At 29.7% G+C, this 23,817-nt stretch carries 22 protein-coding genes and 2 riboswitches; of the genes, 4 read left to right on the top strand and 18 right to left on the bottom strand.

Features of this window, described 5'->3' with window-relative positions; all coding sequences use genetic code 11:
- A partial coding sequence (locus CLOBL_RS12580) for a GntR family transcriptional regulator (RefSeq protein WP_143323865.1) occupies positions 1 to 431 on the bottom strand: 431 nt, incomplete at its 3' end.
- A gap of 464 nt (positions 432 to 895) precedes the next feature.
- Here CLOBL_RS12580 and CLOBL_RS12575 point away from each other — a divergent pair.
- Positions 896 to 2,575, top strand: coding sequence for a methyl-accepting chemotaxis protein (locus CLOBL_RS12575; protein WP_077859353.1), 1,680 nt, complete (start codon positions 896 to 898; stop codon positions 2,573 to 2,575).
- A gap of 141 nt (positions 2,576 to 2,716) precedes the next feature.
- Positions 2,717 to 3,892: an extracellular solute-binding protein gene (locus CLOBL_RS12570; protein WP_077859352.1), complete on the top strand. Its 1,176-nt coding sequence runs from the start codon at positions 2,717 to 2,719 to the stop codon at positions 3,890 to 3,892.
- Positions 3,893 to 3,979: 87 nt separating this feature from the next.
- On the opposite strand, the gene CLOBL_RS12565 is transcribed toward CLOBL_RS12570, so the two are convergent.
- From CLOBL_RS12565 to ugpC, 6 genes are all read right to left on the bottom strand, one after another.
- Positions 3,980 to 5,314, bottom strand: a complete 1,335-nt coding sequence (locus CLOBL_RS12565; RefSeq protein ID WP_077859351.1) for an NCS2 family permease — start codon at positions 5,312 to 5,314, stop codon at positions 3,980 to 3,982.
- 176 nt (positions 5,315 to 5,490) lie between these two features.
- Positions 5,491 to 5,592, bottom strand: a riboswitch (purine riboswitch).
- Between the two features lie 236 nt (positions 5,593 to 5,828).
- A complete protein-coding gene (locus CLOBL_RS12560; RefSeq protein ID WP_077859350.1) occupies positions 5,829 to 6,554 on the bottom strand; it encodes a glycerophosphodiester phosphodiesterase in 726 nt (241 codons plus the stop codon).
- Between the two features lie 113 nt (positions 6,555 to 6,667).
- Complete coding sequence (locus tag CLOBL_RS12555; RefSeq protein ID WP_077859349.1) at positions 6,668 to 8,020, bottom strand: ABC transporter substrate-binding protein; 1,353 nt, start codon at positions 8,018 to 8,020, stop codon at positions 6,668 to 6,670.
- Positions 8,021 to 8,107: 87 nt separating this feature from the next.
- Positions 8,108 to 8,929 carry a carbohydrate ABC transporter permease gene (locus CLOBL_RS12550; RefSeq protein WP_077859348.1) on the bottom strand — a complete coding sequence of 274 codons (822 nt, stop codon included), beginning with the start codon at positions 8,927 to 8,929 and terminating at the stop codon, positions 8,108 to 8,110.
- The gene (locus tag CLOBL_RS12545) at positions 8,929 to 9,792 is read right to left on the bottom strand and encodes a sugar ABC transporter permease (RefSeq protein ID WP_009171939.1); all 864 of its coding nucleotides are present in this window, start codon (positions 9,790 to 9,792) and stop codon (positions 8,929 to 8,931) included. The genes CLOBL_RS12550 and CLOBL_RS12545 overlap by 1 nt, the downstream gene beginning before the upstream one ends.
- The gene (ugpC, locus tag CLOBL_RS12540) at positions 9,792 to 10,970 is read right to left on the bottom strand and encodes a sn-glycerol-3-phosphate ABC transporter ATP-binding protein UgpC (RefSeq protein WP_077859347.1); all 1,179 of its coding nucleotides are present in this window, start codon (positions 10,968 to 10,970) and stop codon (positions 9,792 to 9,794) included. Before ugpC ends, CLOBL_RS12545 begins: the two co-directional genes overlap by 1 nt.
- A gap of 215 nt (positions 10,971 to 11,185) precedes the next feature.
- Between ugpC and CLOBL_RS12535 the strand changes: the two genes are divergently transcribed.
- Complete coding sequence (locus CLOBL_RS12535; protein ID WP_179117744.1) at positions 11,186 to 11,728, top strand: hypothetical protein; 543 nt, start codon at positions 11,186 to 11,188, stop codon at positions 11,726 to 11,728.
- 35 nt (positions 11,729 to 11,763) lie between these two features.
- Positions 11,764 to 12,675, top strand: coding sequence for a metallophosphoesterase (locus CLOBL_RS12530; RefSeq protein WP_077859346.1), 912 nt, complete (start codon positions 11,764 to 11,766; stop codon positions 12,673 to 12,675).
- Positions 12,676 to 12,815: 140 nt separating this feature from the next.
- On the opposite strand, the gene CLOBL_RS12525 is transcribed toward CLOBL_RS12530, so the two are convergent.
- From CLOBL_RS12525 to ilvD, 11 genes are all read right to left on the bottom strand, one after another.
- On the bottom strand, positions 12,816 to 13,373 hold the full coding sequence (locus tag CLOBL_RS12525) for an rRNA adenine N-6-methyltransferase family protein (protein ID WP_077859345.1): 558 nt from the start codon (positions 13,371 to 13,373) through the stop codon (positions 12,816 to 12,818).
- Between the two features lie 497 nt (positions 13,374 to 13,870).
- Entirely contained in the window at positions 13,871 to 15,403 is a 1,533-nt protein-coding gene (locus CLOBL_RS12520; protein ID WP_077859344.1) for a methyl-accepting chemotaxis protein, read from the bottom strand.
- A 36-nt stretch (positions 15,404 to 15,439) separates the two neighbouring features.
- Positions 15,440 to 16,426 carry a 3-oxoacyl-[acyl-carrier-protein] synthase III C-terminal domain-containing protein gene (locus CLOBL_RS12515; RefSeq protein ID WP_077859343.1) on the bottom strand — a complete coding sequence of 329 codons (987 nt, stop codon included), beginning with the start codon at positions 16,424 to 16,426 and terminating at the stop codon, positions 15,440 to 15,442.
- Between the two features lie 281 nt (positions 16,427 to 16,707).
- A riboswitch (cyclic di-GMP riboswitch) is annotated at positions 16,708 to 16,794 on the bottom strand.
- Between the two features lie 170 nt (positions 16,795 to 16,964).
- Positions 16,965 to 17,417 (bottom strand): GNAT family N-acetyltransferase, encoded by a 453-nt coding sequence (locus CLOBL_RS12510; protein ID WP_077859342.1) that lies wholly within the window; start codon positions 17,415 to 17,417, stop codon positions 16,965 to 16,967.
- A gap of 209 nt (positions 17,418 to 17,626) precedes the next feature.
- Positions 17,627 to 17,782, bottom strand: a complete 156-nt coding sequence (locus CLOBL_RS27995) for a hypothetical protein (RefSeq protein WP_179117743.1) — start codon at positions 17,780 to 17,782, stop codon at positions 17,627 to 17,629.
- A gap of 256 nt (positions 17,783 to 18,038) precedes the next feature.
- The gene (locus CLOBL_RS12505; protein ID WP_179117742.1) at positions 18,039 to 18,218 is read right to left on the bottom strand and encodes a YjfB family protein; all 180 of its coding nucleotides are present in this window, start codon (positions 18,216 to 18,218) and stop codon (positions 18,039 to 18,041) included.
- 124 nt (positions 18,219 to 18,342) lie between these two features.
- Positions 18,343 to 19,404 (bottom strand): iron-containing alcohol dehydrogenase family protein, encoded by a 1,062-nt coding sequence (locus CLOBL_RS12500; protein ID WP_077859340.1) that lies wholly within the window; start codon positions 19,402 to 19,404, stop codon positions 18,343 to 18,345.
- Between the two features lie 19 nt (positions 19,405 to 19,423).
- Positions 19,424 to 19,735, bottom strand: a complete 312-nt coding sequence (locus tag CLOBL_RS12495; RefSeq protein WP_077859339.1) for a hypothetical protein — start codon at positions 19,733 to 19,735, stop codon at positions 19,424 to 19,426.
- Positions 19,736 to 19,787: 52 nt separating this feature from the next.
- Positions 19,788 to 19,979, bottom strand: a complete 192-nt coding sequence (locus CLOBL_RS12490; protein ID WP_009171950.1) for a PspC domain-containing protein — start codon at positions 19,977 to 19,979, stop codon at positions 19,788 to 19,790.
- 276 nt (positions 19,980 to 20,255) lie between these two features.
- On the bottom strand, positions 20,256 to 21,662 hold the full coding sequence (locus CLOBL_RS12485; RefSeq protein ID WP_077859338.1) for an amino acid permease: 1,407 nt from the start codon (positions 21,660 to 21,662) through the stop codon (positions 20,256 to 20,258).
- Positions 21,663 to 21,953: 291 nt separating this feature from the next.
- A complete protein-coding gene (gene ilvD / locus CLOBL_RS12480) occupies positions 21,954 to 23,669 on the bottom strand; it encodes a dihydroxy-acid dehydratase (RefSeq protein WP_077859337.1) in 1,716 nt (571 codons plus the stop codon).
- Between the last annotated feature and the right edge of the window lie 148 nt (positions 23,670 to 23,817).

Genomic DNA, 23,817 nt, shown 5'->3' with positions numbered 1-23,817 from the left:
CTTCCCTCGAAAATTATCTTATGAAATTCTTCATCTGCTTCAAACAATTTTTTATCATCATGATTTTCTATATACATTTGCTGAAGCTTTAGATTCATTTCTAAGGCCAATATATTTTCTTGTGAAAATTCCTTGCAAGCTTCTTTTACTACAGCTCTCTCTAAATGTTCACGTAGAAATCTGCCATCTTCAACAGCAGATAAATCAATTAAAGAGACAATCGTACCCCTTTGGGGATAAATCTGCACTAATCCTTCTTGTGCTAAACGAACAAGTGCTTCTCTAACTGGAGTTCTACTCACATTATATTTCTCTGAAAGCTCTTTCTCTGAAATGCTAGTACCAGGCTCAAGATATAAATTAATGATTTCTTCTCTAAGTGTATAATATATAGTTTTACTTGTAGTATTTTTCTTAACCTCTAAAGCCATCCTTTATTTCCCTTGCCTTTCGCAACTACCATACTTGTATGGTAGTTTAAAATCTATTTTATCACAGTATACTTATCCAAAACTTATGTGTTAAAAACTATTTTATTAAGTCAATGTAGTTCATAACTGCCATACTTGTATGGTAGTTATACTTATATATTATCATAACCGTTTACAATGTCAATAACCTATTTCAAAAAAATATATATTACAATAATAAAATTACATTTAAAACCTTTGTAGGCTAAGTAAATATCAGAATATAAAATGTAGAAAACTAATTAGGATACATATATAGGATAAAATAATTGTTAAATTGACACTAATAGAAATAACTAGCAATTTGTAGAAATTTCACGTTTAATCAATTTATTTAGCACATACGGTCAATTTTGGAATTTTAAGTATTCAACTTTTAGATATAATATCTATATAAATACCAAAAATTGAAAGGGGATAAAACTATGCTGAAAAACATTAAAATTATTAATAGTATTATTATGATGGTAATTCTATCTACTATTGTATCATTAGCTATCGCTATCGTCGGATACAGCAATATGAAATCAGTTAATAATAATTCTTCAGCAATGTATGAAAACGCTTTAGTAAGAATTATGAAAACTGAGGAAATTCGACAAACATTCTCAAATGTCAGATTAACTGTTAGTCGAATATCTTCCGGCGATTTCAACTCCGATGATGTAACTTCCATAGATAACAGTTATACAAATATGAATAAAATGTTGGACGACTATGAAAGTTTATCTTTAAGCACCTTAGAAAAAAATAACATAGCTGAATTTAAAAGCGATTCTGAAAAATATTATTCACAAATAAAGGAACTTGAAAAAGGAAGCAAACTCTACGGAATTGATCTTGAAAACTTTAATCAAGTTGGAGCTGAAATGCAGCTTTTTCTTGATAATTTAGCAAATTATAGCTCAAATATGGCCAATACTCTTCATAACGATAATACTAACTTATATGTTAGAAGTACTACAATTTTCTTTACTACATTTGCTATAGGATTCGTTCTTATGTTATTAGTCTCATATACTATAGTTGTTGTAATTAAGAAATCCATGAACGAAATAACTTCTGATTTAAAAATGATTTCCAATGGGGATTTTAGTGTAAGAATAGATTCTTATTCAAAAAATGAATTTGGAGTAATGAGGGAATCCCTAAAAAAAACAATTTCAAATATATCTTTAATGGTTGAATCAGTAAGAAATTCGACAAATATCGTAAATGAACAAACAACTAATTTATTAGGTGCTTCTGATGAAATGTCATCTTCTACACAGCAAATTAACGCAGCTGTTCAAGAAGTAGCAAGTGCTGCTAACGAACAATCAAATGACTTAATAAATGTAAAAATATCTTTAGATGCTTTCGCTGATTCATTAAATCAGATAACAACGGCAATTAACGATGTAAATTCTAATCTTCATAATATCAATTCAATGGCAGAAAACGGTAATTCAAAATTGAAATTCTTATCCGATTCAATAAAGAATGTAAATGAATCTTTTGATACCGTGAGAAATAAAGTTGTTTCATTAGACAACCATGTTGAAAAAGTAAATGATATAACAAACATTATAAACTCTATTGCTGAACAGACTGATTTGTTAGCTTTAAACGCTGCTATCGAATCAGCTAGGGCAGGGGAAGTTGGTAAAGGCTTTGCAGTCGTTGCAGAGGAAATCAGAAAACTTGCAGAGCAGTCTAAATTATCAGCTAGTGATATAAGCAACCTTATTTCAAGCATTAATAAAGAAGCGCAAGTTGCAGTAAAAACCACCGATTTGGGTAAAGATAGCTTAAACAATCAATCCGAGCTTATTGAAGATTCTATAAAATCTTTCACGTTGATATTTAATGCTATTGAAACTATATTACCTAGAGTCGATAATGTAAATAAATCAATTGAACTTATAAATACTGAAAAAGATCTTATAATATCTAAAACATTAGATATTTCCGGAGTTTCAGAAGAAAACGCAGCTTCTGCTGAAGAAATAGCAGCTTCCGTCCAACAAATTAATCTATCATTTAATGAGGTAGCTACTTCAGCTCAAACTCTATCAAACTTAACAAGCTCTATGATGAATGAAGTAAATAAATTTAGGTTATAGCATTCTATACAAATTTCAATGATAAATTGCTATTACATTTAAATAGACAACTAAAGATCTATAATCTAAATTAGCAATAAGATACTGAAATTTATATAGTTAATCACAAAATATCATCTTGAGTTAAAATGGAGGATAATTATGAAAAAGTTGAAAATTTTAAACATTGCACTTGTAGTAGTCCTTATGGGCAGTATATTTACAGGCTGTAGTTCAAAAAATAACACTAAAGCTGCAAAACCTATCACCTTAAATATAATTGATGTATCTGGAAGCATGAAACTAGTCGGAGATGCAATTGATCAATTTAAAGCTGCAAATCCTGATTTAGTAGGTGATATAGTAGTTACAAATTCAACTGCGTTAGAAGTTCCATCTTTATTGAAGGCACAAATTCTATCAGAAAATGTACAAACTGATTTAGTTTTCACTGGAATTGATGGACTTTCGACATGTATTAATAGAGATGTTATTGAAAACATTATGCCGAAATACAGTGACAGCTTTCCTAACTTAGAGGAAAATTACAGTTCCGGAGCAAAAGCTACATATGACTTAGTGAAAGGTTATGGCATAACATATGTGTACTCTCCTAGCGGTCCACTTTTTAGTTATAATCCTGATGCTGTTCCAAATGTGCCTAAGACACCTGATGATCTTTTAGCTTTTGCTAAAGCTAATCCTGGCAAATTTACTTATGCAAGGCCAGCTAATTCAGGACCTGGAAGAACTTTTCTTCTTGGATTACCATACATATTAGGAGATAAAAATCCAAAGGATCCCAAGACTTGGGACAAGACATGGGCTTATCTCAAAGAACTTGATCAATACATAGATTATTATCCAGGTAAAACCGGAACTACATTTACAGAATTGAATTCAGGTAAAAGAGCAATTGTTACAAGCCAGTTGGGTTGGGATATAAACCAAAGAATTACAGGAGGAATCCCTAGTAGCTTCCAAGGTTTTATGCTCAATAATACTACATTAGTAGCAGATGCTCAATATATGGCTATGCCAAAAGGACTTACTGATGAGCAAAGGGATGTCACTTTAAAATTGATGGAATGGCTTATGACTCCAAAAATGCAAGCTATAACATATGACAGTGGTTACTTCTACCCTGGGCCTTCTGTTAAAGATGTTCCACTCGATGCAGCACCCAAAGACAGTCAGGATAAAATAAAACCAGCCATGAGGCAATCATATGACGATGCCATTAAAACTCTTCCAACCACAACACAATTGGATACAAATAACTTTATGGAAGCATTAAATATGTGGGATCAACAATTCGGTACAAAAGTTAAAAGATAAACAAACTTAGTTAAAATTAAAATTCCAACAAAAAAACTTCATCACTGGATAATTCTTTTCCGTGATGAAGTTTACTCTTTAATATTATTATAATGCAAACAATACTACAAATGCTATTGCAATAAAGTACATTGGTTTAGGAATATCTTTTGATTTACCTGTAAATAATTTTATTAGTACATACGCTACAAATCCAAATGCTAAACCATCTGTAATTGAATATGTTAAGAGTGTCAATACCAATGTTAAGAAAACAGGTAATCCTTCAGTAAAATCTGAAAAATCAACTTTTGTTATTGGTTCCATCATTACTGCTCCTAGAACTATTAAAACAGGTCCTGTAGCAAATCCAGGTATAGCAGTTAATACTGGTGAGAAGAATAATGATAAGAAGAATAATCCAGCTACTGTTATTCCTGCAAGTCCAGTTCTTCCACCTTCAGCAATCCCTGATGCTGATTCAATAAATGCTACTGGTGTAGAAGTTCCTAAACATGCTCCAATTACTGATCCAACTGCGTCAGCTGTTAAAACTTTATCTGCGTTTAAAACATTACCTTTTTCATCTAAATATCCAGCCTTTGAAGCTAATCCAATTAATGTTCCTATACTATCAAATACATCTATAAATAACATTGAAAGAATAGCAGGAATAATTCCAATTACCATTGCACTCTTGAAATCAAATTGCATGAAGATTGGTGCAACTGATGGAGGCATAGAAACTATTCCATTAGGCAATTGAGCAACACCAAATACTACACCAAGTGCATATATAACAAGCATTCCAATGATAAATGAACCTCTAATATTCTTATAATATAATATTCCAATAATAACTACACCTAAGCATGCCAAAAGAACAGATGGATCCTTTAAGTTTCCGATAGTAGTTAATGTCGATTCACTACCAACAATTACTTTAGCATCTTGAAACCCTATGAATGTTATAAAGAAACCAATACCAATACTAATTGCATATTTTAATGTCTGAGGTACACTATCAATAATTACTTGTCTAACTTTAAATACATTAAGTAATAAAAATATAATTCCTTCAATTAATGAAGCTGCTAAAGCTGTTTGCCATGAGAACTTCATACCTAAACAAATTGTAAATGTGAAAAGTGCATTTAATCCCATACCTGGAGCCATACCAAATGGATAATTTGCTACTAACGCCATAATTATAGTTCCTACAAGGGACGCTAATGCTGTAGCTGTAAATACAGCTGATTTATCCATGCCTGTTTGACTTAAGATACTTGGATTTACAACTAAAATATATGCCATTGTTAAAAATGTAGTTAATCCCGCTAATAGTTCAGTCTTAACTGTTGTTTTGTTTTTTTGTAAATGAAATATTTTTTCTAATATTCCACTCTCTGTCTTGTTTACCGCATTGTTTGATACATTGTCCAATTTTAATTCCTCCTATTTTTGAGCTACACAAAATACATTGCCACTCTAAAACAATATTTTAATTAGTATTTACACTAATTAAATAAAATATAAAAGAATAATAACAAGAATTTATAGCTATTTCCCTAAAAAAACGCAAAACCCCTTTGCAATAACAAAGGGGTTTATAAGCAAGTAAAATACCTATAAACACCCATAGTCAGACAATTTACGGTAGTCTGGTAGAGACACTTAGACCTTATTTCCAAGCATATACGGGTAAAAATTTCATCATTTATATATAACCTACTAATTTACCGAATTTTACTTTTCACATTATTTTAACTACGAAAATAATGTGATAGCCAAACACGATATATTAAGCGTGCAATATATAGCTCTTTTTTACATATTTAATCCTACAATATTTTTAATTATAAATCAATACTATTTTAAAATTTTATGTATTTTTTTATAATTTCAGGGTTAATCGTTCGCCTTTTTTCTTAAAAATAAGAACCAATCAAATATTTACTCATTGTTTATTTTCATAGCAATTAAGTAAATTATGCAGTCTTTCAACTTCATTTGTAATTATACTGTCAGTGTTAAACTTTATAACCATCTTCATATGCACTTCTTCATTTACTGTATATGGATTTATTTCTATTCCTGCTTCTTGTATTTCCTTCACATATTCCTCATTCAATATGCTTGGAAAACATGGATGATAACATTCTACTGCTATATCCTTTAAATACTTCGGAACATTTGCAAGGGTTGAACTAGTCAAAGCTCCTAGCTTTATTTCCTTATCTAATTCTCTCACTTTAACTAAACTTAAATGATTAAAAGTTGAAATTATAATTCTCTCCTGTATATCATATTCATAAATCATTTCCAAAACCTTTTCCTCTAATCCATCATATGGGAATATGCTGTTTTTCAATTCTAGATTTAATATCTTTAAATTTGAATCAGCAACAAGCTCAAAAAACTCTTTCAAAGTTGGTATTTCTTTGCCACTTTTAGTTCTAAACCTTTTTAATTCAGCTAAAGTATAATTTTTAACATATCCTTTCCCATCTGTTGTCCTCTCTAAGGTTTCATCATGAATTAAGACTGGTATATTATCCTTTGATAATTGAACATCCGTCTCAATTCCATCAGCTTTATACTCTATCGCCTTTTCAAAAGCAATCATTGTATTTTCTTCAAATTTGCCACTATACCCTCTATGAGCTATATTTAAAATTTTCAAGCCAAACACTTCCTTTATTTATCATTCATAATTAATTATAAGCTCTTATATTTGCCTTAAATAAGTTAAGAAAATAATAGACAAATTTCTTTGTCTATTATTTTCATTATACCCTATTTATTTGCTTTATTATATTTATCTATCGCTTCATTTATTGATTTTTCGCTAGCATCTATAGCAGCCTCTGGAGATTGTTTACCTTGAAGCATAGCTTCTATATTTGTTTCAACAGTTTGTCTTGCTTCTGTAAATACTCCAAGTAACGCTCCTTTAGATTCAGCTGGTGATGAATGTAATTGATCAATTGCTGTTTTAAATTGTGGTGTTTTTTGTAAATGATCTTTCATTTCTTGCAAATCATAAGCCTTTGTAGTTACAGGAAAATATCCTGTTTTCTCATTCCAGAAAACTTGTTCTTCTGGTGATATCATAAATTTAATAAATTCAAATGTTGCTTTTTGCTTTGCTTCATCGCCCTTGTCTAACATCCATAATGATGCTCCACCAATTGAAACTCCACCTTTATCATCTTTATTTATTTTAGGTAAAGCAGCTGTTCCAACTTCAAATTTTCCATTAACTCCTTTTAGTACTGAAGTAAGTGTCGCTGTTGAATCAATATACATGTCTGTTTTTCCTGATACAAATGCATCTTGTGTATCTTGAGTTTTTCTTCCAAAATTACCAAGTAGCCCTTGATCATAAAGACTCTTCCATGCATTTAATATGCTTAATCCCCCACCATTATTTTTAAAATCCACACTTGTAGCAGCAGACTCTCTTCCATTTCCATTGTTTGCATATGGTTTTAATTGTTTAGCCATAAACTCTTCAAAAAGCCATGCATAAATAGCCATTGAAAATCCATATTCTGAAACATTATTTCCATCCTTTTTAGTTAATTTCTCTGAATATTGTTTTATTTCATCAAAATCCTCAGGGGCCTTTTCTGGATCTAATCCCGCTGCTTTGAATGCAGTCTTATTATAATAAAGAATTGGTGTTGATGAATTGAATGGCATTGAATATAATTTATTATCAACAGTGTAATATGCTAAAAGATTTGGTTCTAATGATGACGTATCATATTTATCATCGTCAATAAACTTTTGCATTGGAGTTGCTATTTTAGAGTCTATCATCCATCTAGTTCCGATATCATAGACTTGCATTACATCTGGATATGCTTTTTTATCCTTTGTACTTTTCACTTTATTAATGGCATCATCATATTCTCCTTGGTATTGTGCTGTAACATGAATATTATCCTTATTTTCTTTATTAAATTTATCTACCATCTCATTTAATGCATCACCGTTAGTACCACCCATTGAATGCCAAAAAACAATTTCTGTCTGGCCCCCATTATTGCTACTTGCACTAGTTGATGCAGCCTTTCCACAACCGCCTAAAACTGCTGTGCACATACATGCCGTTAACATAATTGATAAAATTCTTTTTTTCATAATAAACCTCACTCTCTTTTATTTATAAATATTTATCTGTATTTAATTTAGATAAGAATGATAGTCAGACATTCTAGTAAATTCTCCCTATCCTTTTACAGCTCCTGAAGTAATTCCTTTTATAAGCTGCTTCTGCCCAATAATAAAAATTATTATTGAAGGCAAAATGATCATAATAACTCCTGCAAATACTAATCCCAAATTCTCATTATCTGAAGATTGAAGCATACTTACACCTATTTGAACAGTCCTGTTTTCTGGAGAATTTGTTACAAGTAATGGCCACATATATAAGTTCCATGTATTTAAGAAGGTATATACTCCAAGAGATGCTATCACAGGTTTAGATATAGGAAGCAATACCTTAACAAAGAACTTAAGATTACTACACCCATCAAGTTTAGAAGCTTCTTTTAATTCTTTTGGTACTGTCAAATAAAACTGTCTTATTAAAAATATCCCCATGGCCGATACTAAAAACGGTACTATGAGTCCTGTATAAGTATCCGTCCACCCTAATTGAGCTATTGTCAGATAGTTAGCTATTATTGTTGATTCACTTGGAATCATTAAAGTAGACAAACATAAGATAAACAATAGGTTCTTTCCTTTAAAATCAAAATAGGAAAAAGCATACGCAGCTAAACATGATGTTATTATTTGTCCTATTGTAACAACCGCTGAAACAAAAAAACTATTGAATATGAATTGAAAAATTGGAACAGTTTCTATTACCAGTTTAAAATTATCTAAAGTAATACGTGTGGGAAAGAATTTAGGAGGATAAGAAAGTATCTCATCAGGAGTCATTAAACTTATATTAAGCGCATAAAGTATTGGCGATATCATAATAAGCCCAACTATTATATTAAATAAATATAACAAACATCTTTTTTTCTTGCTCTCCATTACGAATAATAAACTCCCTTCTTTTCGAATTTTAATTGAATAAGTGTTATTATAAGTATTATGAAAAATAGTATTATTGATTCTGCACAGGCAGTTTCAAATCTATTATTTAAAAACGCTTCTCTATATATCTCATAGACTAGTACATTAGTAGCATTAGCTGGTCCTCCAAGAGTTAACAGCTTTACTTGCCCAAAAGCTTGAAAAGAATTAACCATATTTATGAATACAACAAAAAACAATGTAGGTGAAATTAATGGAATTGTCAGTCTAAAGAATTTTCTTCCCCATTTAGCTCCATCGATTTGTGCACTTTCATTTAATTCATCTGGAATATTATTAAGACCTGTTAAAATAAATATAAAATTCAAACCAATATTAAGCCATACTGTGACTAATGCAACTGAAAACAACGCTATTTTCTCATCTGTAAGCCACCCAATTTGTGCTTTTAAAATATAATTTAATATTCCTATAGACGGATGATATAGTAACATCCATATTATTGCTGCTGCTGCTGAAGATACTGCCATTGGCATTGCAAACATAACCTCATATACTTTACTTCCTTTAAGCTTTTTATTTGCAAGAATTGCAAGTGCAAGTCCAATAATTATTGCTGGTATGGCTGTTATTACAACAAATTTGAAGGTAGTCAAGATACTATCTATAAAATCTGAAGAGGAGAACAATTCTATATAATTATCCATTCCAACAAAACCAGCTGCTTCTCCATTTGTATTGGTTACATTAAAACTTAAAAATATAGTTTTTATAAAAGGATAAAAGGTAAATATTAAAAATCCTATAAAGCAAGGAATTAAATAAAGATACGGCTCTATTTTCTTAAATAGACTTTTCATTATAATTCCTCCCCATCTATTCTTTTTTCACTAGCTTCATCAAAAAAGTGTGCTCTTTGAAAGTCAAACTTCACTCTTATAGTCTGTCCTTCATCTCTCTTAAATATTCCATTAACCTTACAAGTCATACTACTATCACTCATTTTAAAATGTATATAAGTCTCACTTCCCAAAATTTCAACAAGCTCTATCTCTCCAACTGCTATATCTGTTTTTACATTTATCGAATCGCTATTTTGATTTCCGCTATCTTCTATACTAAAATCTTCAGCAGATTCTCCATTATTATTTTCTGACACTTCAATGTCTTCCGCTCTCACTCCAACTACAACTTCACTTCCACAATACTTTTCTTTAAAGATTCTTATAAGATTTCTATCCTTAATATTATGTTTTATATAAGCATTTTCAATGTATATATTATCGTCAGCTTCCATAACCTTTACTCTCATAAAATTCATTTGCGGAGAGCCTATAAAACTAGCTACAAATTTATTACTTGGTTCTTCATATATTGTTACTGGGTCTGCAATTTGTTGTATTTCTCCTTTATTCATTACAACAATTTTATTTCCCATAGTCATAGCTTCAGTTTGGTCATGAGTTACATAAATGAAAGTAGTTTTAAGTCTTTGATGTAATTTTATTATTTCACTTCTCATAGATACTCTTAGTTTTGCATCTAAATTAGAAAGTGGTTCATCCATTAAAAACACCTTAGGCTCCCTAACAATTGCACGTCCAAGTGCAACTCTTTGTCTTTGCCCACCTGAAAGTTCTTTTGGTTTTCTATTTAATAACTCTTCAAGTTCTAATATCTTAGCCGTTTCATGTATTTTTTTATCTATTTCCTTTTTATTCATCTTTTTAATTTTTAAGGCAAATGCCATATTTTCATAGACCGAAAAATGAGGGTATAATGCATAGTTTTGAAATACCATAGCTATATCCCTATCCACTGGTTCAACTTTATTAACTAATCGATCTTCTATATACAATTCTCCAGAGGATATTTCTTCAAGTCCTGCAATCATCCTTAAAGTTGTTGATTTACCACAACCAGATGGACCAACTAGAACTACAAATTCCCCATCTTCAATGTTCAAATTAATATCATTAGCGGCCTTATAACCATTATCATATAACTTATTCAAAGACTTTAGGATAACTTTTGCCATTTATCTGCCCCTTTCTAAAATTGGTTTATCCCACTTATATAGTTTTTATTTGACTCTATAACTATAATATTTAAATATTAAGTAAATATTGTATATAAGTTAAACTAAGTTAATTGGAAGTTAATAATAATAAACCCATATTTAACTTATAGATACATTTATTTAAATCAAAAAGCTATGTATTATCATATCCTAATATATACTACTATTTTTAGGTGATTTTTATAAAACTCTATGCAGGCTTAAACTTAAAAGATTTACAATTTTTAGGTGCAGGAACACAAGGAAAAGTATACAAAATTGATTTTCAGAAATGTATTAAAATTTTTAAAAGCAAACAGATATGCGCTGATGAAATAGAATCATTAGTTATGGCACAACAAGATGCTCACTTTCCAAAACTTTATGCCTTTGATACAAATTATATTATCAGAGAATATATACAGGGTATTGAATTGGATAAATATTTAAAATTACATCCTCTTACTCAAGATGTTTCAAACAAAATTATTGAGCTTTACGTAGCTATGGATTTAGTAGGTTACACTCGCTTAGATGCCGCTCCATTTCACATTTTCCTTACACCATCAAATGATATCAAGCTTATTGATACAGCCAGAGTCATGAAAAAAAGAACCATATATCCTTATCTAATTATTGATAGCCTAAAAAAATCAGGATATAAAGAGCAATTCCTGAGCTTTGTAAAAATAAACAAACCAGAACTCTATGCTAAATGGCTGCAATACTTCAAATAAAATATTATAAAGTCATATTTTTGAGAGGAGAAAAAATGAGGTTTATAGTTTTCAGTGATTCAAAGGGTAAAAAAAATGGCATAAATGAAAAAGTACTTAAAACACTAATGCATGAATCATGCGAATTAAGACCAGCTCCAGAATTTATTGTAATGTGTGGAGATACTGTTGCAGGTAGTTCTAAAGAAGAAATATTAAATTTTCAATTGACTAAACTAAGGAGAATAATAGAACAATATCATCCAAACAAACCGTTATTTCCTGTAATAGGGAATCATGAAGTTAATATAGAGCCCTTAAATGACAGATTCGAAAAAATTTTTAGTCAGGTTTATAATGATTTAACTCCCAATGAATACCTTTATGCTTATAATAAAACAGTGTATTATATAGACATTGCCGATATGAGATTTATAATTCTAAATGCTTTTCATCCCGGTTTAACTCATAGAATTGGTAAAGATCAGATTGCCTGGTTCGAAGAAAAAGCTTCAGAGTTTAAAAGAAATAAGTTTGTTTTTGTTCATTCACCAGCTTTTCCAACTGGAGCTCATTTAGGTCATTGCCTTGATTTATATCCAGAATGTAGAGATGAATTTTGGAAAATTGTTGATAAATACAATATAGATATAGTTTTTTCAGGTCATGAACACAATTATTCAAGAAAAGTAATTGATGCTTCTTTCAGTAATGAAAATTTTTGTTACGAAAACAGTATTACACAGGTAATTACAGGTGGCGGCGGTGAAAAACTCAGAGACAAATATACAAGTAAAAAAGGAGTTGTAATCCCTCCAATTGCTGTATATCACTTTTTAGTTGTAGATGTTGAAACAAATTACATTAATGTTTCAGCTATAAGTTCAAAAGGCAGCAAAATTGATGAATTTAAAATAGATAAAAATGAAAATAGAATTAACTCTCATTCTAATTCTATTTTCAAATAAATTCTTAAATAAAAAAATCCCATGATAATATCTATAAAAGATATTGTCATGGATTTCACACTAACTATTAATTAATCTTATTCAATTTTTTAAAATCCCGCTTTTGACATTTAATTATATTTCAAAACACAAAAATATTTTTATGTATTTTGGCATTTTAAAACATAAGCTGGTGGTAAATTGAATATAACTCTCTCTAAGCTTATATCCTTAAAATAACTTCCTATGTAACCTTTCTTAAGTAATGTATACTGAAAAGTTATAAACAAACCATTTTTCTTTAAGATATCTCTTGTCTTTTTTAATATCATATTTGACATACTTTTTGGTAGACTTGCAAATGGTAATCCAGAAACTACATAATCTACTTCTTTAATATTATATTTTTTTAGATACTTGTCTATATTTTCTGCCGAATCATTTACAACTATAATATTACTATAATTACTATATCTTTCTTTTAGCTGCCTGCAAAATTCCTCATTATATTCGATAAGCATTAATAAAGTCTGCTTTTTTATTTTTCTCACTAATCTTTCAGTAAATACCCCAGTGCCTGGTCCATACTCAACAATACACTTTGCATTTTCATAGTCAATATCACAAGCCATCTTTTCAGCAAGTTTTTTAGAACTAGGTGCTACAGCTCCTACTGTTCTAGGTGATTTTAAATACTCTATTATAAATTTTCCCCACATGGTATTATAACCCTCCTGCATGTTTTTATTAAAACACATATTTTATTCTTAATAAAAAGGATTATTCCCATCTATATAGAATTGGAGATAATCCTAAAATATTTCTTAATAATTTTCAGGTATTTGGTTGTGACATTTCATCCCAGGCCCAATACTACAACATAATCAAAACTCAAAAAGAACTAAGTATTGTCGGTCTAGCGAATTGTGCGCAACCTGATGATGTATATCTAACAATTCTCCACCACGGTGCATCACTATATAATAATTAGAAAATTATGTTATAATTTATTTTCTTTAGATTATAGCACATTAAGGAAATGAACTCAATAACTTACAAAACATTTTTAAATTTTATTAACATCATTTATATTAACTGGATATATTGACACAAAAAGCAATCAAATTTTTTTTTCTTCTGCTATTTAATGTAGTAATATGCTCTTGGTATACCATTAAGTCTCAAGGGTATATTTCCACAAACTTTGATATAATATTTATTTAATAAGCTTGTTCATATCCTCAGCAATATTCTTCAATTCATTAATACTCGCTTCTATTTCTTCACTAGTAGCAGCTCCTTGAGCTATAGATTCTGTCACCGTTTCAAATTTTGAAATTGTATCCTTAATTAAATTAGCTACTTCTTCGTTAAAATTTACTACATTTTTAGTCTCTGAAAATAATGTATTAGATGCCTTATTTATTTCCATAATATTATTACTGAATAATTTTAAATTTGAAGTCATATTATTTATTCCTTTTACAGTTTCATTAATAATATTATTCCCTACTTGAGACTTTTCATTATTATCAGTCATTTGTCTTTGAACTAAATTTATATTGTTTTTCAATTCCTCCACTATTGCACTTACCTGATTAAGTGATTCCTTTGTTCCTTCTGCTAATTTTCTTATTTCATCTGCTACAACTGCAAATCCCTTACCATATTCTCCAGCTCTTGCTGCCTCAATTGATGCATTTAATGCAAGAAGATTTGTCTGCTCTGATATATCTCCAATAAGCTTTAATATTTCATCTACCTCTCTTGATTTTTGTTCCAAATCATTTGTAGACTTAAAAGTATTTTGTATATTATTCTTTATATCATTAATAATTGACAGTGTATTATTTAAAGCCTCTTGATTTTTATCAGTAATTTCAATAAACTCTTTTACTTTAGTTTCATTATCTTTTGTTTTATTAGTAACTACTTCATTAGCACTTAGTAATGTATTTAATATTTCCTTATTCTTATTTGATTTGTTTAACATTTCCCCTGAGTCTTTTGACATAGATTGACTTGTTCCTGATACTTCTAAAAGAGAGCTCGTTTGTTCTTCAATAGCAACACTTAAATTTTCACTTGATGCTAAAACGGTATTTGAAATTTGAGTTATACTTTGGAACAAATTTAATATTTTTTCCTTCTCTTCCTCTACTTGACTTTCTTTTTCACCAATTGATTCTAATAAACTTGATGCAAAATATACAACAACAAAAACTAATGTTAAAGTTATCAGAATTGTAATAATTGTCATAGATGCTTCTGCCACTGTAAATTTCTTAGCTAAAAAAATTGAAGGATTGTTTATAAAAACTATAACTTGACATACAATACTCAAAATTATCGATGCACTAATCATTTTTACGTCAAAAAATAATGCTCCAAGAATAATAAAGAAAAAAATTACTAGCCACAAAGAATTTAAGTGCATTGTCAAATTTAAATATAAATATTGAAAATAAGTTATAAATAAAAGTATCCCCTTTGTTACATTAAAAGCTTTGATATTAAAGCCATTTTGGGCAAGTGTAAGTTTATAACACTTATGTAGCACTATAGCGTAAATAGTAACAAATGCTCCTAGTAATATTAAAGAATTTACACTTATATCATCATTAAAGCCAAATAATTTCAAACCGCAATAGAATATAAATGACAGGACGCAACATATCATATATATTATCAACACAAATTTAAGCGTCTTCTTATTGAACCTTATTTTAAAATTTTCCTTTTTACCCATTTTTACCCCCTATGTATTACATTAATTATTTATATTTCAATATTTATATAGCATTACTATACTCTGAGAGCCTGCTCCGAATGTCCAAAATACAATATAATCTCCTCTCTTGATTTTGCCTCGTTCTATTGATTCATATAATGCTATAAACGGACTAGTAGTACCTGTATATCCATACTCATTCCCTATATATATTGTCTTATCCTCCTCCAATTCCATAAGTTCTCTTATTTTCTTCGTATTAGTAAATGCAAGTTGTGATAAACAAAACATACTGATATCATCTTTAGTTAATTCTGCATTTTTTATGACTTTCGTCATTATTTCTGTAGCAGGATACATAAATACTCCTGTATCAAATGGTGTCCATTTTAACCAAAGTTCATCAACATTTCTGGATTCAAAAAAACTTGAAAAACCATTACTTGGATACAAAACTTTATCACTAACTTCTGTATTTATATAATATTCAGTATCAATCACCCCACAATCCTCATCTACTTTTTCTAAGATTATTGCACATGCAGCATGTCCATAATTTCCATAGCATATTTCATTATTAGTATCACATAAGGAATTATCATCATCGCATCCAACTATTAGAGCCATCTTTGCATGTTTAGAAGACATTAAATAATTTGATATATTCTCTAAAGCAACTCCCATGCCTGCACAATTTGCATTCATATCAAAACACATTACATTTTCCTTTAGATTTAATTCTTTGTGTAACAAAATCGATGTTGGAGGTGATACATATTCCGATAATATCGACGAATAAACTAATACATCTATATCACTCCCCTGCAAACCTGCTTTATCTAACACAGATTTCGCAGCTTTTATGGATAAGGATAGAGAATTCTCGCCTTCATCAAACATATATCTCTTATCTCTTCCCATTACATCTTCTAACAAATGTCTCACATCCTTATCTTGTTGTTCGAAATGCTTTATGTAAAAATCATTTGAAACAACTTTAGAACCATGACAGACATCAATACAGCTTAATCTTACTCCCATAACTTTCCCCTCACTTTACATTACTTTTTATAAATATACATTTTTAATTAATACAAATAAAAAATGCATGTGCTACTCTCTTTTTTGTGACCTTTTATCCAATTAATACTCCAATAAGCATTGACATCACTAATTTCAAAAAACTATTTTCCATTAATTTATAAAAAACAAACTTTTATTAATCCTTCCCCTTCAGATAGTTCCTATACATAGAAAAAGTGCCTATTAATTAATAATAGACACCTAATAAAAGCATAAACATTTATTCTTAACAACTTCCTCTTAGTAGCCTGGCAATCATAGACATAACATTCCTTAGACCCATGGCTTTGTGACCTTACCTTTCAATAAGTGTACTATTATCAATATATACACTATATACTACTCCATTTTCTTACATTTTTCAATATTAGTTGCATATTTCTACAATAATTCCTTCTGTTCCGTTATATTCAATCTAGACTTAAATATTTACCATATGCATGTAATAATTTAAAAACACCTTATAATCTATATCAAATTTATCCTTTCTCTAATACTATCTTACTAAATTCACTTCATAGCACATTTTCTGCAGCATCAATCCGCTTTTCTCAGATAAAAACATGTCTTCTTTACACTCAAATCCGATTTTTTTATAAAAATTGATGGTGTCTGCCCTTGCATTTAAGTATAAATGACCAATATTATTTTCTTCAGCCTTGAAAATATGCCTTTTCATCATTTCAAATCCAATTCCCTTTTTTATGTATTCCGGATTAACAACTACATTAGTGATTTTGCCCTTATCATTGATTTTAGTCATTCTTGAGTATCCTATAACTTTATCTTCCCTTAATGCCACTAAATGAAAACTTATATGATCAAATTCATCGTAATCATATTTACTAATTTTGCTATATGGTTTAAATAAAATATTAAATCTTAAATCTATCACATCCTTAAATTTTTCATTTGTATAATCTATATACTGATATATAATGTTATTCATAATAGTCCCCTCTATTTCTAATAATATAATTACATTATACACTATATTCATTATTAATGCATATTTATTCATAAGTAATTATATTTTTTTAAATAAAAAAACTATCAACATTATCGCTATTAAACATTTGCGACATATTGATAGTTATATAAAGTACGTTTTGTTATTCAACTTATACATAATAAATTATAACTGTTTATTAACAATTTTTATGATAACTCTTCCCATTTTCTTTTTGCTTTCAGCACATTTTCCTCGCTTAAATTAGTTTCTTTTACTATTTCACTCATTCCGCACCCTTTATTAAGCATTTCTTTAGCTTTCTCCATAGCTTTCTCATGTTCACCTTTTTCCAATTTTTTCATAAACCTGCCTCCTCTAATTATTAATAAATACACGATTAGTTTTGCCTTCATCTAAATATTTATTCAATTATCTTGATTTAAAATCAAATTTAATAATATTCCAAATCTCATTAATAAAATATATTATAGCAAAAATTAGAAAAGAAAAATAACTTACATATTTTTTATTTATATACGTAGGCTATTTTTCTTTTCCATTTTTCAATTACTATTTTATTCTATCTGTAGTTTAATATATTTTCCCTTTATATTAAATTTAAACTAGCGCATCTATATTATTTCCTAGTTTCGGATCTACAGCTGTTTTTTCCATCATGTCTATTGTATTTTTCGCCACTTCTTTGTTGCCATCCATTGTTAATTTCAATACCGATACCGAAACTTGGTCTTGAATTAAACCTTGCTGCATATTTACTGCCATATTCACTAAATCCATAATTTCACATCCTTTCATTTATTTCTACTTCTATTATCGTTAATAAATAATTTATATTTACACTCTTCTTCTTAACCACAAGTCTTATGTAGATTTTACTTTGTTATGCTATTATTAATATGATTTAGAATAATACATAGTTTAAGATTTCATCTTCATCAACTATCTTTTTGGCAAGTATTCTATTTTCCTCAACATGAATATATGTATATCTATTAGGCTTTATAAGCGGAGCCTCATCTATAGCTCTTTTGAAATCCTCTTTCTTTAATTTTAAAGTTTTAACATACTCAAAAAAACCTGTTTCGCTTAATACTTTAGTTATTCTTTCATATCTATGATTTTGTACCTTTGCCATAATATAGCTCGCAATACCAACTTGAATCCCGTGGAGCTCAGGATATTCAAGAAACTTATCTAAGGCATGTGAAATCAAATGTTCAGCCCCTGAAGCTGGAGAACTATCTCCTGCAATCTCCATAGAGATTCCATTTAGTGTTAGAGAATCAACTAATTCTTTTAAAAACAGATCATCCTTAATACCTTTAAATTCAGTTCTCACAAAACTATTTACTGCTTTTTTAGAAATCATAGTTGCAAAATCATCAATAATTACCCTCCCATTCTCTTCTTCAAATTTCCAATCATATAAAGCAGTAATATTAGATATCAAATCTCCTATTCCTGAAAATATAAATTTTTCAGGTGCGCCTTTAATGACATCAATATCTACAATTATTCCATACGGAGTTTTAGCCGGAAGAGACATACGCCTACCATTAACCAGTAGTGATGCACCAGCACTTGAAAATCCATCATTAGAAGTTGATGTTGGAATACTGATGAATGGTATTTTTTTTAAAAAGCTCATATATTTCACTGCATCAATGGCTTTCCCTCCACCTACTCCGATTAACGCTTCAACATCATTTGATATTTCAAAAGCCTTTATACTAACCTCCTCAAATTTTATATCTGATATGGTTCCAGTTTGAGAAATTTGAATATCAGCTTCCTTTAACGAACTACATATGGCATCACCAAATAACTCTTCTATACCTTCCCCAAAATATATCGAAACCTTTTTAAACATTCCTTTCTTAATAAGTGTACCTATACTGTTAATATTCCCTTTTCCTACTTCAAGGATCGAAGGAATTGCTATTCTATGAGTTGAAGTTTTCATATTTTTCCTCCTTAAGCTACTAATTCAAATCATTAACCACTTTATTTATTTTCTCAGCCTTATCAACAGCATTTGTCCATACTTCTTTTGAAGGAATATATTTTTCTATTGTTGTATAGGCATCTCTTACACCTGGTATATTAACAAGATTTGTACTTTGAAGAGACATTAATACAAAGTAGCATATTCCTATAATGGCAACTATTTTAATAATACCACTTATAGCTTTTATTAAAATGTATACTGCAATGATAGCCACTGCTGCAAGAACTATTGTATTTGTAGTTAAATGAATTGGAGCTTTATCCAAGATATTATTTATCTGTTCCATTTCTAATTCCTCCTTTGTGAATAGACATACTTATTAAATTAAGATTAATTTTTTATTCAACTGGTTTTTTAGGTATAACCAAAGCACAGATAATATAGAAAAGTATTCCTGTACCTGCTAATAAAATCATTGCCAAATACCCAATTCTAATAAGCGTAGAATCTAATCCAAAATATTCAGCAAATCCACCGCATACTCCTGCTATTTTTTTATCAGTTGCCGATAAATATAACTTTTTATCCATAATCCCCCTCTTAATTACAAAAAATATAATTTTCTATCCTATTCCTTATTCAAAATTATACCATATCTAATTCCCTAGTTACTATGTCTTTTATTGAATTATGCACCACTTTCTCATTTCTTATCCATATCTATATTTATTCTTTTAAATAAACCTTGATTCATGAAAAATTAAAACCGTGCCAAACTTAGTTGACACAGTTTTATAATTAAGTATACTGATCTAATTAACTCGTTGACTTTATAATAGTTTTCAGCAAATAAATTTACATTCTAACTAAATACGCTTCTCTCTTCTTGCAAAATAAGGCAGAATCAAACCTAATCCAAGTAATACAAATGGAGTTATAATGTTAAGCACCAATTGAAATGTATCTTGTGAATACATTCCACCAATACATGCAAAAGCAGTAAATGCAAAACACCATGCTCCAAATATTATTCCTAAAGTCTTGTTTTTTACAAAATGATATTCTGCTTTAAATTTTTCTCCTGATTTTTTAAGAGCAATATACGCTGCAAATACCCATAGGTAACGAAGAGGCATACATACTGAATTTAATTTTACTAACCATTTCACCAACTCGTCCACATTTCCAATACCAAAAGCTGGCACAATTATTAAGATTGAAACAATGATTAATATAAGTTTATGACCATTTATATATGCTCCATACTTATTTTTTTTCAACATCTTTTCAGGAATAAAATTTTTATCTGCACTATCAAGCAACATACGTAAAGGTGCATCAATTGATATAATTAATACTGCAAACTGCCCAATCATATTTGTAACCGCATAAATAATTACAAATAAATCACCCAAACGGTAATACTCTCCAAGTTTTTGGAATGCATAATAAGCACCATTTGTCATTAAATCCTTAGGAATATTATTAGAATCGAACATCATTCCAAGTGCAACAGTTCCCAAAATAGCACATACAGCAACCATAATTGCTAGCGCTATCATTCCTTTTGAAAATCCCTTTTCCGGATCCTTCATTTCATTAACATAAGGCGATATTTTTTCACAACCACCTACTGCAAAAACTAAAATTGATAAACTTGTAAAAAATTTAATATCAAAGGTTGGCATAAACGTTTTCAAAGACCAGTCAATAGAGTTTAATTTAGCATCTGTAATTGCAGGCGCTGCCACCATTAAAATAATAAATAAAATAGACATTATAAACATTGATGTTCCTGCAAGTGTCGCTAATTTTTTCAATGGATTTAATCCCTTAGATGCAATATAAAGTCCAATTAAAAAAATTACCAGACAACTTAATTGTAATAATCTTGTATCCATGCTACTAATTCTTTTATCCTGAAAAACAGCCCAGCTTGTTGCAATCATAAAATTTGATGGCTTCTGAGAAATATATGGCATATGAACAACCCAATATGTCCATCCCGCATAATATGCTATTTTAGGACCTATAGTTTCATTAATCCATGAACTAACTCCTCCACCAAAATCTTTAAATGCAGACCCTAATTCCCCTACCATTAATGCATAAGGTGCAAAATAAACAGCAAAAATTAAAATCCATGATACAATTGACTTAAGACCATTGTATTCAGAAAAACCATTGATTACATTTCCGAATCCCCAAACAGTAGAAAAAGCCATAAATGCTAAGGTATACCAAAGAATTTTTCTATCTCTTTTTTCTGACATAATTTTTCTCCAATCTTATGATAATATAATATTTATATTAAAATATTATATTATTTTTCCACATTTGTATATGTTTACACAAATATTTAGGTTTCATTTAATTGAATTGCTAGATATATGCGAATATGTTAATAATTTTCCATAGAATTTTCTTTTTTAATAAAAAGATGTCTTAAAATAATCATTAATTACTTTAAGACATCACTTTACTGAAATATTTGAACCTTATTTTATGTATTTAAATCAAAGCATTTATAATTAATACACCCACAAGTCCACACACCGAATTAATTATTTCATGTATCCACCCTTCATTGGAGATACTGCATGATCTGAAAAAATCTTTAAAATACCAGATTCATATTTTGATTTTCTTGGTTTCCAATTTTTCTTACGTTCCTCAAGTATTTTTTCAACTTCTTCTTCACTACATTTCTTACCTTTTACACCAACAATCTGTAAACTTCTCTTTGGAATACTAATTTCAATCAAATCATCTTCTTCAACTAGCGCGATTGGTCCACCTACTGCTGCTTCTGGTGATACATGTCCAATTGCAGGACCTTTAGATGCACCAGAGAATCTACCATCAGTTATCAATGCTATACTTGCAGCTAATTCCTCATCAGAAGAAATTGCTTCTGTTGTATAAAACATTTCAGGCATTCCGCTTCCCTTTGGTCCTTCATATCTTATAAATACTGCATCTCCTGGACGAATTACTTTCTTTAATACAGCATCAATAGCTTCTTCTTCACTATCAAAAGGTTTTGCTTTTAATATAGCTTCATGCATTTCTTTTGGAACTGCAGAATGTTTTACTACTGCACCTTCTGGAGCGATATTTCCTTTTAATATTGAAACAGAACCATTAGTACTAATAGCATCATTAAAAGGACGAATAATATCTTCTTTTTTAACTCCAACTTTTTCAAGATAGCTATTGCACTTCTCATAATATCCATTTGTTTTTAATTCTTCTAAATTCTCACCTAAAGTCTTGCCTGTTACTGTCATTACATCTAAATGAAGCTGATCTTTAATTTCTTCCATTATTGCAGGTACACCACCAGCATAATAGAAATATTGAGCTGGCCATTTTCCAGCAGGACGTATATTTAATAAATAATGTGCGTTTCTGTGTAATCTATCGAAGGTTTCTTCATCTATATATAATCCAAATTCATGTGCTATTGCTGGTAAATGTAATAATGAATTAGTAGATCCAGATATAGCTGCATGGACTAATATAGCGTTTTCAAAAGATTTAATTGTTACCATATCTTTTGGACGAAGGTTCATTTTAGCTAATTCAACAGCTTGTCTACCAGCTTTTACAGCAACCTCTTTTAAATCTTCACAAGTAGCTGGCATTAATGAACTTCCTGGAAGCATTAATCCTAAAGCTTCTGCCATAACCTGCATTGTAGCAGCTGTTCCCATGAATGAGCATGCTCCGCAAGATGGACATGCATGTTCCTTATAATAAGTTAATTTTTCTTCTGTTATTTCTCCACGCTGGCACATTGCACTATAAGCACCGATTTGCTCTAAAGTCAATAAATCTGGTCCAGCTTCCATTACCCCTCCTGTTACAATAATAGAAGGTATATTTAATCTTCCAATTGACATAAGATGTGATGGAACTGCTTTATCACAACTTGAGATAAATACCCCTGCATCAAATGGTGTTGCATTGGCATGTATTTCAATTAATGATGTAAGTGTATCTCTAGATGCTAAAGAATAATTTATTCCATCATGTCCTTGTGCCATTCCGTCGCAAATATCCGTTGCAAAATATCTTGCTGCCTTCCCTCCTAATTGATTAACTCCTTCTACAGCTTTATTTACAAAATCAAAAAGATGAGCACTTCCTGGATGACTATCTCCAAATGTACTTTCTATTATAATTTGAGGTTTTGCTAAATCTTCTGTAGTCCATCCCATTCCTCTGCGGAGTGGATCCATTTCTGGAGCAATTTTTCTTATTTCTTGACTAATCATAATACATATCTCCTTTATCAACATTTGATACCGTTTAAATACATCCGATGTATTTATCATATCACATCGGATGTATTTGTCAACATTTTTCATCATAAACTTTATTCTCTTTTGTTTTTGCTTGTTTTATCGCTTATACATCTGATAC

It is taken from the genome of Clostridium sp. BL-8 (assembly GCF_002006495.1).
Classification (GTDB): Bacteria; Bacillota; Clostridia; order Clostridiales; family Clostridiaceae; genus Clostridium.
The sequence above is the reverse complement of the archived record's forward strand: the minus strand, read 5'-3'. Positions and strand labels throughout refer to the sequence as shown.